Source organism: Dyella choica (assembly GCF_003977665.1).
GTDB lineage: Bacteria > Pseudomonadota > Gammaproteobacteria > Xanthomonadales > Rhodanobacteraceae > Dyella_B > Dyella_B choica.
On record NZ_RYYV01000002.1, the window covers coordinates 84078 to 97572 of the forward strand.

At 59.0% G+C, this 13495-nt stretch carries 13 protein-coding genes and 1 pseudogene; 4 read left to right on the plus strand and 10 right to left on the minus strand.

Annotated features, from left to right (window positions below):
* Positions 1 to 3: 3 nt before the first annotated feature.
* From EKH80_RS03085 to EKH80_RS03100, 4 genes are all read right to left on the minus strand, one after another.
* Positions 4 to 1164, minus strand: a complete 1161-nt coding sequence (locus EKH80_RS03085; protein ID WP_126683268.1) for a phage tail sheath family protein — start codon at positions 1162 to 1164, stop codon at positions 4 to 6.
* 61 nt (positions 1165 to 1225) lie between these two features.
* Positions 1226 to 1675, minus strand: a complete 450-nt coding sequence (locus EKH80_RS03090) for a phage tail protein (protein WP_126683269.1) — start codon at positions 1673 to 1675, stop codon at positions 1226 to 1228.
* Between the two features lie 1104 nt (positions 1676 to 2779).
* Entirely contained in the window at positions 2780 to 2971 is a 192-nt protein-coding gene (locus EKH80_RS03095) for a hypothetical protein (protein WP_126683270.1), read from the minus strand.
* A 375-nt stretch (positions 2972 to 3346) separates the two neighbouring features.
* On the minus strand, positions 3347 to 4246 hold the full coding sequence (locus EKH80_RS03100) for a hypothetical protein (RefSeq protein WP_126683271.1): 900 nt from the start codon (positions 4244 to 4246) through the stop codon (positions 3347 to 3349).
* A gap of 163 nt (positions 4247 to 4409) precedes the next feature.
* Here EKH80_RS03100 and EKH80_RS24425 point away from each other — a divergent pair.
* Positions 4410 to 4529, plus strand: a pseudogene (locus EKH80_RS24425) (hypothetical protein); the annotation flags it as partial.
* Between the two features lie 449 nt (positions 4530 to 4978).
* Positions 4979 to 5659 carry a methyltransferase gene (locus EKH80_RS03110; RefSeq protein ID WP_126683272.1) on the plus strand — a complete coding sequence of 227 codons (681 nt, stop codon included), beginning with the start codon at positions 4979 to 4981 and terminating at the stop codon, positions 5657 to 5659.
* Positions 5660 to 5794: 135 nt separating this feature from the next.
* On the opposite strand, the gene EKH80_RS03115 is transcribed toward EKH80_RS03110, so the two are convergent.
* A complete protein-coding gene (locus tag EKH80_RS03115) occupies positions 5795 to 6181 on the minus strand; it encodes a type II toxin-antitoxin system VapC family toxin (protein ID WP_126683273.1) in 387 nt (128 codons plus the stop codon).
* Positions 6178 to 6423, minus strand: coding sequence for a type II toxin-antitoxin system Phd/YefM family antitoxin (locus EKH80_RS03120; protein ID WP_126683274.1), 246 nt, complete (start codon positions 6421 to 6423; stop codon positions 6178 to 6180). The genes EKH80_RS03115 and EKH80_RS03120 overlap by 4 nt, the downstream gene beginning before the upstream one ends.
* A gap of 369 nt (positions 6424 to 6792) precedes the next feature.
* Between EKH80_RS03120 and EKH80_RS03125 the strand changes: the two genes are divergently transcribed.
* The gene (locus EKH80_RS03125) at positions 6793 to 6942 is read left to right on the plus strand and encodes an aldehyde dehydrogenase family protein (protein ID WP_230473385.1); all 150 of its coding nucleotides are present in this window, start codon (positions 6793 to 6795) and stop codon (positions 6940 to 6942) included.
* A gap of 431 nt (positions 6943 to 7373) precedes the next feature.
* Positions 7374 to 8309 carry a transporter gene (locus EKH80_RS03130; protein WP_158628722.1) on the plus strand — a complete coding sequence of 312 codons (936 nt, stop codon included), beginning with the start codon at positions 7374 to 7376 and terminating at the stop codon, positions 8307 to 8309.
* Between the two features lie 33 nt (positions 8310 to 8342).
* On the opposite strand, the gene EKH80_RS03135 is transcribed toward EKH80_RS03130, so the two are convergent.
* Genes EKH80_RS03135 through EKH80_RS03150 form a run of 4 tightly spaced genes read right to left on the minus strand, consistent with a single transcriptional unit; the run spans position 8343 to position 13068 of the window.
* Entirely contained in the window at positions 8343 to 9794 is a 1452-nt protein-coding gene (locus EKH80_RS03135) for a TolC family protein (protein WP_126683276.1), read from the minus strand.
* A gap of 55 nt (positions 9795 to 9849) precedes the next feature.
* A complete protein-coding gene (locus EKH80_RS03140; RefSeq protein ID WP_126683277.1) occupies positions 9850 to 11730 on the minus strand; it encodes an FUSC family protein in 1881 nt (626 codons plus the stop codon).
* Entirely contained in the window at positions 11711 to 12760 is a 1050-nt protein-coding gene (gene mdtN / locus EKH80_RS03145) for a multidrug transporter subunit MdtN (protein WP_126683530.1), read from the minus strand. The genes EKH80_RS03140 and mdtN overlap by 20 nt, the downstream gene beginning before the upstream one ends.
* A complete protein-coding gene (locus EKH80_RS03150) occupies positions 12760 to 13068 on the minus strand; it encodes a hypothetical protein (RefSeq protein WP_126683278.1) in 309 nt (102 codons plus the stop codon). Before EKH80_RS03150 ends, mdtN begins: the two co-directional genes overlap by 1 nt.
* Between the last annotated feature and the right edge of the window lie 427 nt (positions 13069 to 13495).

Genomic DNA, 13495 nt, shown 5'->3' on the forward strand with positions numbered 1-13495 from the left:
ACGCTATTGAGCTACGTCTTGCGTAAATTGCAGGATGATGAATTCCGCGGGACGCACCGCGGCCATGCCGACCTTGACGATCATCTTCCCCAGGTCGATATCTGTCTGCGTCATCGTGACGCCCTTCCCGACCTGGACAAAAAACGCCTCGTCCTGCGTTACCCCGGCCAGCGCACCCTGCTGCCAGAGCCGATACAAATAATTGGTAATGGCCGCGCGAGACAGCTCCCACGTGGGTTGACTGTTCGGCTCGAACATCGCCGACTTCATCGCCTCACTGATATCGCGCTCGGCGCTGTTGAATAGCCTGCGTACCGACACATAACGCCACAGATCGCTGTCCTCGCAGGTCCTGGCACCCCATACCGTGGTGCCACCGTTATTGAACACGCGGATCATGTTCAGCGTCTTTCCGTTGCCGCTGCTATATCGGCCTTGCAGATCATCCGTCACCGGATACTGCGGAAGCATCCCGCCCTGCAGCGTCACGTTCGCCGGCGCTTTCCAGACGCCTCGCGTCAAATCGACCTTGCAATACACGCCAGCCATGGCCGCGCTTGGCGGGACGGGAATATCCGCCCACGTGGCCTCCAGCCATGGATAGTAGACGGCGGCATAGGGGGTGACGTCATAGTGCAACGACTCGCTGTGTAACGCCGCCTCAACCGATTCACCAGAATCGATCGGCGGCTGACCGGGATCAACCGGCAACTCATCAGGATCAGTCGGCGGCTCGCCCGGCCCTTCCCCCGCTGGAGCGCCAAGATCGTACGTGGGGCCATCCAGGATGGCGAATAAGCAGGCCCCGTTCTTGCACAACAGCGCCACGGCGTTCGAGATGTCCTGCCCCGCCGCCACCAGCGTCGTCGCGTCGATCAGCTTCGGTACTTCGCGTTCCAGGGAGCTGACAGGCGCCAGGTAGCAATACCCGCCGCCATTCAGGAAATAGGCGCGCATGCAGATATCGAGAACGTTCTGGCGATCGTACGCCCCCGACAAGTTTTGATAGTCCATCCAGGAAGCGATGCGAACAACGCCATTGACGCGCGCGTCGCTATCGGCGACGGCAAACACCGGCACCGATGTTGCACTGCTGCCCACCGATAGCGACAGGTTGTTGGTTTCTTCGATGTATACGCCTGGGTAACTGACCGTTACGGGCATGACCTTCCCCTTCAAGATTGGGTCGATATTTCGCGTCAAGACGGATTGCCGACACGGGCGATCAATAGGTCTGAATGGACACGCGGTCCGCTACCAAGGTCACCTCCTGGATCGACACTTCATTGCTGGAGGCATCGAGGGATGGCGAGGACAAGGCCGTTGGAAACGCATCCGCAACATTCCATGTCACGAGATAATTGCTTCCGGTCGCGTCGGTCAAACTGATCATGATGTCCCTCTTTACGACCTTGTTGAGCGAAATGGAATTGATCCAGTCATACAGGGCATTGGGGCCGCGAAATATGCCTTTGCGCAGCGTGATCGTGACCGGCTCGCGCTGACCCGGCATCTGGAAAAAATTTCCTATCCCGTCCTGGTATTGCATCGTGCCGTACTTTATGTCGAGCCCGGACACGGAACTGAACGGGATTTTGTCGTCGTCTATTGCAACCACGAAGCGGTATGACGGTATCGGATATTCAGCGGCAATCTGTTCTGTAGTAAGGGCCATTGCGCGTTCCTCTGAGGTGTCTTGCTTTTGAAATGCAGGAGGACAACAAAAGCATGAATCCATTGGTATTGACGGCCACACTTACACTTCACCCGCATGGATGCGGGCAGGCGAAATTCCTTTGCGCTGCTTCTACAACATCAACCGCCGACATCCGACCGCCGTTTGCAAGCTCGATAGCATCGCCCGCATCGGACGCGGCCATAAACTCCTGCACTCGTCACACGGGCGCCGCCGCATGGTCGCGGCACAAGCGCAGCGAGATCGAAACACCGATTGAATCGCTACGCAGCTTCCGCAAGGCAGCGATACACGTGCCTGAAAAAATCAAAGAAATGACAAGCGCACCAAGCGAACGCCCGGCGCTACCCACTGCGGCAGTGGGTCATCCCGTCTGCCCCGGACCGATCGCGATATGCTCCCCCTGGCGCATCGAATCACGACACGGGCACGCCCTCGCTCCTCCAGAGCACGAACTACCGCCAAGCCATTGCTGTGAATGCAATCCCGTGATGCAAATGCCCCTGCGCCCAATCGGCAAGGGCGGACTTCGATGACGCCGACAGTAGTTCGATGACGACATACAGGAGATATCCCCCGTCACTGGCTTGAGTGAATGCGCGTCGACTTGCAAATTGGCGTGGAGTTTAGATGAGTGGAAGATCAACGTTGTGTGAAAGCCTTTTCTTGGGCGCGATCAGCATCGAGGCTCGGATGTGAAAATAGCTCGCCTCGTGCAGACTTCGCTCAGGGCATTCGGATCCACTCCCTTTCCTGGCCGGAAAAACATGAGGGTGCGCGGGTTATTCCATCGCCTTGAGGAGATCGCATCCGCAGCACCGCAAGACGTCCACCAAGGTCTTCCTGACATTCTGCAACAGGGGGGCGCAGCAAATCCTGGCGCGCACGGCGCGCCCAGATCGTCATGCCCTTCTCCGACTTCGGCCAGGAGTGGGCAATCCGCCCGCGCTCTTGAAGGCTACCGAACGCGGCCGCCGCGAGCCCGCCAGAGAGAACAACTACCGTCGCTTGAAGCGGCTTTTCCGACTAGGTGAAAAGCCAGGCGCACTTAACCGACCGCGGTGCAGATCTTCATGCACTACCCTATGCGGCCTTGTCCACCCGAGGCGCATAGTACGGCCGCGGTCGATCCTCCAGAATGGCGTAGCTTGCCGCCAGGTCGCCGTGGTTCGGGTTCAACCAGGCGTCCAAGTTTCCCGGCTTGATGGGAATGATGCACCGGTCGTTGCCTGCGGTGGCGACTTCGGCCGGCGGTTCGCCGGGACGAAAAACCATCTTGCTCGCGTGCAGAAGCAAGCCCGTCGAAGGGTCTGGCGTAGCCAGGATCGCACAACGAAAGCGTGCCCAAGCGACAGTCGTCGAAGCCTTCGCTTCGCTTGAAAAGCGCGCTCTGGTGTGGGATCAGTACAACCTTGCCGTGCTCCCGCTGCTCTCGGTCTAAACGCTGTGGCAGCGACTTAATCTCCTGGCGTGCGCGATCAACCAGCTCAGCGGCTGGATATTCGCAGCACGCCCGGCCAGGGCTCCACCTTATCCTGCGGCTTCGGACCCGAACGCTTACTGGCGCCGGAAACACACAATTCCCACGCCGCTGGATAAGGCGGCGTGGGCTGATTGCAATACGCGGCCTGAGGCCTGGCACTCGTGTCGCTACGGCTTCCGTATGAATCCGTTCACGACGCCCGCGGAGTTAACATAGACTCCCACGATGACACCGCTAGGGTTGATCCCTGTTGCCTCAGTGAACGTGGCTCCGGGGTAGTCGAATGACGTGTAAGCGCCATTAAACAGAAAACCGTGGCTGACGCCCGAAGCATCGGTGTAAATCCCCACCACTTCACCTTGAGCGTTGGCACCGCCAGCAAACGTAAACGAGGAGCCTGGATAGTTGATCGTGGCAAACGATCCGTTGAACCGCAGGTACCCTTGGCACTGTGTGAAACATGTCGTTCCACTTAGGTGTGTGTAAGCACCAATGACTGCGCCAGATGGGATCACCACGCTGGCGGTACTACTGGTCGCACCTGGTGGGTCGAAGGTCGCCGAGAAGACGCCCCCCTTGGACAACAGGAAACTGTGGGTAACGTTGGTGTTGCCTGTGACGCCGCAGGCAGCGTCGGAACAGGTAGCGCCTGACAATTCACCTGCAGGGTTAATGCTACTGAGCTCTGTACCAGCCGCGCCTGGGTAGTCAAACGTGGTGTAAGTCCCATTGCGTAAAATGAAACCGTGGCTGACGCCAGCCACGTCGACGTAGGCGCCGACAATAACTCCCAGCGGATTGATGAAGTTGGCAGTCGTAAACGTGGAGCCCGGGGGGTCGAACGACGTAAATTCCCCTCCCTTTAGCGTAAAACCGTGCAAGGCTCCACCCGCCGTGAGGGTGTACCCGCCGACGCTCGTACCCTGGGGATTGGGGCCGCCAACAAGTTCAGTGAGTACCGCGCCCGGATAACTGACCGTCGTATAGGTCTGCGCCCACGCGAACGACGGCACTGCAACGGCCGCACCGATCGTACACATTGCGATGAACCGAGATACCTTAGTCATAAGATCTTCTCCTGATGCTCGTGTGAAGTTGCGGGCCAAAGGACTGAGGAGCCTAGGGCTCCATCCACGTACCCCACAAAGGAGATTGCGCGCTGAACGATTCCTTCCGAACGCATAGGCGTAGCGGTCGCTTATGAGTAAAAATGAACAGATGCTTCCTTAAATTACCAAATCTGTTGTTATCGAAACGTCCCAGTCCGATCTATTTCTGAGCCGAGAGCTGGCGACCCTCGAATTCAATTTCCGCGTACTGGCGCAAGCGCGCGACACCAGCATTCCGCTGCATTAGTTCGGCTCGGCCGCTCCGCGCAATACACCACGTGGCAGGATGAGCTTGGTCTCGCCCTTTTCGTGACGACTCACGAATTACTGTAACGCTCCCGCACCACGTCAGCGATACTCAGCTCAGCCTGCCGGCGCCCTCTGAGACTGGGGCGTGTGTAACACTTTCGACTCAAGCTCCGAACAGTTCGTGCCGTCGGGGGGAAACCTGCGCCCCGCCCTACACCAGCTTTCAGCGAGGTCGAGAACATGTCGGACAAGATCGGCCAGCTCCGCCGAAGTTTCTCGTTTCGACCCCTATGGAATTTGCCACCACCAAGCTCGACTTCACTCATTACGCGCTGTGACACTCTGGGCAGAATGGCGCGAACCAAGGCACTACGATTCCCCCGCATCTCTACGCATGCTGCATTCGCGGCGACATCCATCTTTTCCCAACGATCACGACACATGGAACCGACACTCCCCACTTCACATACCGAGGACGGTGCCGCCGTCTATTCCCGGCGTGTCCTTAAGATCTACGACCGTTGGGTACTCGGCTTCTCCAACAGTCATGCCTGGAAGTGTCCGACGGACACTGTGCTGCTACAATTCTTTCGCCAGCATCTGAGCACCAACCACCTCGATGTGGGTGTAGGTTCGGGCTTCTACCTGGCCAACAGCGCGTCGCAGCCGGGACAGAAGGTCACGCTGCTTGACCTCAACGACAACAGCTTGAGAGCGGCTGCCGCGCGCATTGCCCCTTTGCAGCCGACGATGGTGCATGAGGATGTCCTCCAGCCTAGCGGTGCGCTGGGCGACTGCAAGTTCAGTTCCATTTCGATGTTTTACTTGCTGCACTGTCTGCCGGGACAGATGGCACTCAAGGGTTCTGCGGTATTCCACCTGTTGCGCAAACACCTTATGGCCAACGGAACGCTCTACGGCGCGACCATTCTCGGCGATCAGTCAGGTCACAACTGGATCGGCCGCCGTTTGATGAAGCTCTACAACCGCAAAGGCATCTTCGGAAACCGCCAGGACACGTTGACTGACCTGGAGTCAGCACTGAGGCGCCATTTCGCCAAGGTCACGGTGTGGCAGCAAGGACACGTCGCGCTGTTCCGCGCGGAAATTCCGCTGAGCTGAAACCGCCCGCGGACGCCGCGGATTCACCGTCCCGACGCGTGCTCGCGTTCTATGGTGGGCTAACAGCACCGCCTGTGCTCGATCGCCCGTTTCTTATTCTGGCAATCGAGCCATTGGCGGAGGCTGCCGCCACCGTTAAACGCGCTGGATCGGGCCTGGATATTCAGCGACCCGCTCATCAGCCGTCAGCAGCGTGATGCCCTCGACCATCGCTTGAGCGACAAGAAGACGGTCGAACGGATCTTTATGGATGGGAGGCAAGGTATCGATGGCGACCGCGTGCTCGCTATGGATCGACAACTCCTGATAGCCGTTATCAAGCAGACTGCGCCGCAATACGCGTGGATCGACCTTGAAGTCATCCCGACCCAAGCCACGCTTGATCACAATTTCCCACAGGCTGGCAACGCTGAAGAACAACTCATTGTCGGGGTTGCTCATCAACCGCCCGGCATCGGCCGGAAGGTGTTCGACGCCCATCGCCGCCCACAGAAGCAAATGCGTATCCAGCAGCAGCTTCATGCGCCATCCTCAAACATTGACACGATCGACGCCTCGCCCATCCGGTCGAAATCGTCTGGCACGCTGATTTGTCCGGCCAGGAAACCGAACCGTTTGACGTGCGAAGGCTCCGGTGCGTCGAGGGCGATCACCTTCACCATAGGCTTGCCGGCCTTGGCGATTACGAATGATTCGCCCCTTGCAGCCTGCTCCACCAGCCTGGAAAGCTGGGTCTTCGCATCATGGATATTGTAGGTATGCACGGCGAAACCCACATGACTTAGTTTAATGAACTTAGTTTATCACTGGCTTGGCCCTTGTGGGCGAAGACCATTGCCCCTCCTCATCAGCCGGACCCCAAAGCGGACCGCAACTACGAGGCACAACATCTCATGTAAAATCGAGATGCAAATTATAAACTATTGAAAATAAATGAATTATATGACGGGCAAGAATGCATCGCCATGAGCGCCTACCTAAGAGTCATGCAGCCCAAGACCCGCGCAGCCCAGCGTGGCATGGTTGCTGTCTGTGCCACCAACGAGCCGCCTGGCGGTAGCGCAGTGCCAGCGCGCGCCGATTGCCCCAATGGCTGCCGCAGCTAGCGGTCCTTGGATGCCTGCGTCGTTCCCATGAATCTCGTGCGCCCTACCCTGTTCACCGACGAGCGCAATGACATGGCCATCGCCAGCGAGAAGATATTCGGGTCGGTGATTTCGATCATCCCGTACAGCGATGAAGACGAAGCCGTGGCTATTGCGAATGACACGGTCTATGGCTAGTCGGCGTACGTTGTGACGGCAAGTGCTGAATGCGGCGTGCGCGTCGCGGCGCGCATCGACGCCGGCCTCGGTCGCGAATACGGCATCTTTAGCCAATCCTGCCCGTGATACACCTCTCCAATCGCTAGCCGTTACTGGAATAACTGCACAGTTATTCGCTCAGTGATCGGATCAATGCACAATTTTCAGTGTTCGCTCGAACGGTCTGCAGCAATCATGGCCTGAGCGACAAGCATGTCGGACATCAGAGACTCTGCGTTTCGTTCCGCCTATACGAAGGTGTCGCCGACACCATTGTGCAATTGAGCACCGCAGCACTTCTGCTTAGGGTTGCTCCCATGCGAGCGAAATTGGCCCACCTACTTTCGGCATCGATCCAGGCATTCCGACCTGATTTTCCAGCTTCGACTAACCTCAACAGGGAGAAAGCCATGTCTCTCTTTCGCAAGTGCCGATGGAAACGAAGTTTACGGTTTTGGCTCGCGGCCGTTTTTGCTACGGGGGTCGCCTCCCCCTGTTTGGCGATCGACTACCAGCCATTCGACTGGATCCCGGCACCGCCCGGCACCAACGTCGTCCTGGTCTACTATGACTATGGCGCGCACAATGAATTCAACAGTCCCATTGCCGGTACGGCAAAGAACAATACCCATCTCGATAGCTACATCGGGGTCGCACGTTATCTCCATTACGGTGAAATCTCCGGGCATCCCTATGTGCTCGATTTCATCCTGCCCTTCGGCGCCTTGACAGACGGCAAGATCGCCGGCAAACGGCTGGGCGATACGTCCGGCGTCGCAGATCCGATTGCCTCGGTAGGCTATTGGTTCGTCAATCAGCCTGATAAGAAACGTTATCTGTCGGCCGTTGTCTTCCTGACTGTGCCCATCGGGTCATATGACAGCCACCGCGTGCTGAATCTTGGCGGAAATCGATGGCAAAACGACCTTCAGGTCGATTACACCCAGGGTTTTCTCGACAAATACACGTTTGACATCGCGGCGGACCGGATCTGGTACGGCGACAACACGAGAGCGGGTACAGGCCATCAGACTCTCAGTCAAAGCGCGACCTACACTGCCTATATCTGGCTGAGCCGCGACATCACGCCAGAGATGCAGCGGATTTTTCCGGGTGCCTTAAACACCTCTATTTCGGTCGGGTATGCCGGTGCGTTTGGCGGCTCCCAGCGGCTCGACGGTGTTTCGACAGGTGGAAAGACCCACGAACACCAAATCCGATTTACGTACATGCAGTCCATTTCGCCTACCTGGCAGGGCGCAATCTCTTTGAGCCATGACGTCGAGGCGCGCGGTCAATTCAAGCAGAATTTCGGTGTGCTCGTGCGAATCGCAAAATCCTTCTAGCGCCACGGCGCCCCTGCTGGATCGGCATGCATCTCAGTTTGGTGCCTGCCCCAGACTTCCGCAGACCAATGCCAGCGTCGCTGCCGCAGAAAGCGCTGCACTATGTGCATCGACCGCAGCGTTCCGCGCTTCAAGCAGCTGGCGTTCGGCTACCAGCATGTCGGTGGATGAGCCAACGCCGCGCCGAAATGCCGCGAGTGCCGCATCATAGGTAACCTGCGAGGCGTCGAGGAGCACGCGCGTGGCCGAAACGGCAGCAAGGCTGGTGTGCAATTTGGAATCGGCCATTGCCACTTCCTGTGCGGCATCGAGTTTGACGCGATCCAGCGCTTCGGCGGCGGAGTCCGCACGGTTGCGTGCTTGCGCCAATGCAGCGTTGCGAACGCCGCCGTTATAGAGAGGAATGGTTACGCCGACGATGACGGTTGCACCCCAGTGGTGGTTGGATAGATTGACGGTGGGGGCTTGATCGCCAACCGCCGGCACGGCTGAGAGATCAACATTGCCATTGGCATGCGTGCCCGAAGCGGAAACAAAGAACTTGGGCAGGAAATCGGCCTGGGCAGCGCGGACACCGGCGTCGGCCGCCTTCTGCTGAGCGATGGCGGCAAGCACGTCGGGACGCCGCTCCAACGCATCCGCAAGCACGTGATCGATGGGTTGGTCGAGATTGGACGGCAACGGCCGTTTGGATACGTCGGCGATCTGAATATGCGTGAGCGGCGACACGCCGATTGCCGACAGCAGCGCGAAATAAGCGTTCGACTTGTCTCCCTCGGCGTCGACTTTGGCAAGTTCCGCTTGCGCGGTGAGCTGGCGCGCTTGCGCCACCTCGATAACGGTTCCGATGCCGTGCTTTTTGCGACTTTCGGCGGCAATCTGGATGTCCTGTGCATCCTTCAGCGAGACTGCTGCGGTATCGGTACGGGCGGAGGCAGCCGAATAGGCGTAAAAGGCCACACTGACGGCGTGAATCAACCTCTGATGCGCACCGGTGAAGGCGATATTGGCTATCACAGCACCTTCGTCGGCGGCATTCACCAGTGCGTGCCGTTGACCGAAATCAAACAACAGCCATTCGAGCGATAGCACCGCCACGCCGCCGCTAAACGAATTGTTTTGGGCGACCGAGGCGCCCAAGCCCGAATTTCGTCCGTTCTGCTGCTGTCTTGCACCCAGCGCGGTGGCGCTGATGCGCGGCAGATACGCGCTGCGTGCGATACCGGCGGTAAGCGCGGCGTTGCGCGCTTCATTCCAGGCAATGCGGGTTTCCGGATTGGTGCTTTCCGCAAGATCAATCAGGTCGGCAAGCTGATAGACCCGTTGAGAGTCGACCGTTGTTGCCGGCAACGTTGCGCCAGCCGGATTGGGCGGCAGCACGTAGCCTTGCGATGGTGCGGCGGCGCTTGACGCGGGAGCGGCAGTCAATGCACCGGTCGCATCGACCGTCGGCGACCACGGGTGATCGGGCGCGGGAGGAGCCATTCGCAATGCAGAGGTCGCGCACCCGCACAGTGTCAAGGTCAATAGCGTAGCGATCTTAGTGCGCAAGGCCTTCCTCCCGTCTAGGCTTACCTCCGCCATTCGAGTCAAGCTCCCCGCCATCGATGGCCGTTGCCATCTGATCAAGCCGTGTGGCCATTGCGTCGAGCGTGCTGCGTTCGTCGGAGATCAACAAAGTCGTCTCGAATGCAGGAATGCCGGCTAGCAACGTATCCCTTAGCTTGAACCATTCTGCGGGCGGGCGAAGCCAGGCCGGTTCGTAGTAGGCCATGGCGAGATCGGTTTGAATCTTGGAGATCGAAGCGTGAGCCGCGGGTAATGCGTTCCGGCGTTCGACATGCTGCGTAAGCTCGGCAAGATGGGCGAGCTTGCGCAGCAGCGCAGAGATCGCAGGATCGATGCGGCGCACGATACTGACGGGCCAGATCGAAATAAAGATCAGATAGACCGCTACATTGCCGAGCAAAATGCCGATCACGCGGTCGCGCGCCACAGTCAGGTCGAAGGCTGGCGTCGAGCCTTGAATTACGCAAAGAAACAAGGCATAGGTGACTTGGAAGCCGGCATAGGCAATGCGCGGGCTGCCAGTGGCGATCCATCCGCCGAGGCAGCCACCGGCAAAGACCAGCACCAGCAATCCCCCGATTCGGTCGATGGACGGCGTCAGCCAGACAATCGCGGCCAAACCGGCCGCTGCACCGACCAATGCACCGGCGATGCGCAGGGACAATTTCTCGACCGTTTCCGCTGTCGTATCGAGCGAAATGATGTAGCAGGTGATAAGGCAGGTATGAATGCCCTGCCAATCGGCCAGCGAATAGAACAGATAGCAGCTCATCGCCGCGATCGTGACCTTGACCGCATAGCGGACGTGGTCGGGATTGGTGAACGCATCCGCGACGAAGAATCCACTCCTTTCCTGCGCGTTTTTTTTCTCCGCTGAGGGTAAAGCGACGGCAAAGTTCGCCAGCACCGCATTGAAATCCGAAGCCAGCGACGATGCCGCTGGCGAGGAAGACATCTCCGCGCCAGGCACCGGCTCGATATCCATGGGGTAGCGGTGCCGATCGAGAATGGCGGCCATATCGCCTAGCGTCGCGGCGGCGGACTGTCGCCAACTGTCCGACAGCTCGTGCGAGCGGTCGATCTCTTCGGTCAACATCAGCAGCGCATCGGTGGAACGGGCGGTTTGCTGAAGTGCTGCCAGGTCAGCGTGCGAGGACGTCTTTTCCATGAACGCCAGCCGTATTTGACCTTGAATGGCCGCATCGCCCTGCTGGCGCAATGATGTGACGCGTTGACGCGCTGTGGCGTCCGGTGCCCCCATAAGTGATTGCGCTGCACGCAATCGCGATGCGATGTCGCGCTCCGCCAGTCGTCGGGGAGCAGGCCCGATCAGAAAGTTGACGACCACGGATAGACCGGCGGGAATGCCAATCATCAGCCAGACGTAGAGCAATCCGCGCGTGGCCAACTCACCCTCCGGCGCCTTCCCCATTTGATCGAGTGCGTAAACGACGATCAGCGCAATCGTCGATGCTAAAGGCTTGAGCTTGCTGGCAGAGGCGAGGAATAGCAGCGAGAGCGACAGGGCAGCCATGATGGCCACCCGCAGCGAAGGTACATCCAGAGCCGCGCCCGCGATCAGTATGAGCAGGCCGATCAGAAAGCTGACCAATAACGCCAATACCACGCTGAAGAGCACGCTGCTGGTCCGATCCGGCTTATTCATGAAGAACACAACGTAAGCCGACAGCGCTACGTCCGGAATTTGGTAGGCCTGCCCTATCCATGTCGTGAGCACGCAGATCAACGCCAGGCGCAAAGTGAATTCGGCACGTCCCGGCGTGCGCACTACCAGCTCCGACAGCCGGGCCCGGATCGTTCCAGCTGCGTGCTCACCGGCAAGCGGCGCCATGATCGACCTCGATGATCGCGCTGGCACCCAGGCGCACCAGATCCTGGGGTGGATTTTCCAGCTTCACGCGTACCGGGAAGCGTTGCGAAACACGAACCCAATTGAGTGAGCGTTCGACATAAGGTAGCCCGTGCGGTATATCGACACGTTCGGTATCGAGCACTCCGGATCCGATGCCGGTCACGGCTCCCCGCATCGGCCGGGACCGGTCAATCATCGAATAAACGGTGGCACAGTCGCCGACCTTGACGTGCTTCAGCACCGTCTCGCGAAAGTTGCCGACCGAATACCACTCATCGGACGCGACCAGCGTGAACAGTGACTGGGATGGCACGACCATCTCGCCGCTGGTGACGCTGAGCCCGACGACGCGACCGTCATGAGGAGCTAGTACCGTCGTTTGCCGTAGAGCTCGCTCGGCAATCGCGAGCGCGGCGCGGCGCGCCTGCACGGTCGCTTCTTCACCGGCCGTGGTGTCGATGGCGGCCTTTGCGGCTGCTTGTTGCTCTTGCGCCTGACTAAGCGACTTGGCAGCATCGCGGGAGGTGACCTCGGCTTGATCGAGCTGCTGTTGCGGGATATAGCCATCCTGCGCCAGGGGACGCAGACGGTCGACGGTGCGCCGTGCGAGTGCGTCATTCTGCGCCGCCTTATGCGTCTGCTCGGCTGCAATGACGGCGTTTGAATTTTGCGTGGAAACGACGCGCCGCTTGGAGTCGAGCGCGGCTTCGGCCATGGCCAGTTCGGCGCGCGTCTGCGCGACCGCATCGCGATAAGGTTCGGGATCGATCTGAAACAGCAAGTCGCCCTGCTTCACCATGCTGTTTTCGGTGACGCCGAGCTTGATGACTCGACCGCCCACCTCGGCGGCGACGTGGACCACGTCTGCGTCGATGGAGGCGGCGTCGGTCGAGGGGTTGCGTATCGCGCGCGAAAGAGCAATGACCAGCATGACAACCGCAGCCGCTATCACGATCAGTGCCAGCAGCTTTGCCAGGCGCGAGGGACCCTGTTCTCCGGCCGCGCGCATCACTGATCCAACCATATGAGGTCGATCGCACCGGCAACGATGATGCCGACTGCCATCCAGGTGAAGAACGGATAAGCCACCAGCTGCGCCAATCCGGCGAGTCCGAAGGCAATACGTGCAAGGATCGCGATCACGATCGTCAAAATCGCAAAAACCAGCCAATCCGGGAAATACGCGCCGAACATAATGACCGCCGGCGCCGAGCTGGTCGAACAGCCGGCTATCGCGCCCACCGCGGCCAAGAGTGGCCATGAGCGGTGGCGGCCCGGCCAGACACCCCGAAAGGTTGCTGATCTCGTGTCGATCATGGCCTTGTCCCCTCGGTGCAACGTTTTCTGATGCGTGTAAGAAGAGTATCCAGCTAAAGCAGGGAGCGCCAGAGCATAGGCCGGCCTATACGGGATAGCAGAAAGCTTCAAAATCGCCGCTGCATCGAAGTCGGCGAGCCGTCTTGCCAAAGCAACCCAGCAAGCATTTCACTTACGTGAAGCATGCCCAAGGGCACGCAAACGCGCAGCAACTTTCGTGCCACACCATGCGCGCCGAAAAGATTTATACGGTTTCGCGTTGAACCGTTAGCGTTCGACGTGAACGTCATATTGAGGTTTGTATAGTCCAGGATCACGGGATCCTGGGATCGGCGTTGGCCTGGCCAGCCATCATCGACATTGGATGGATCCAATGATGAAAATCGACTGCAGCTATGGCGATTTTCTTGGAGTTGCCCGATACGTG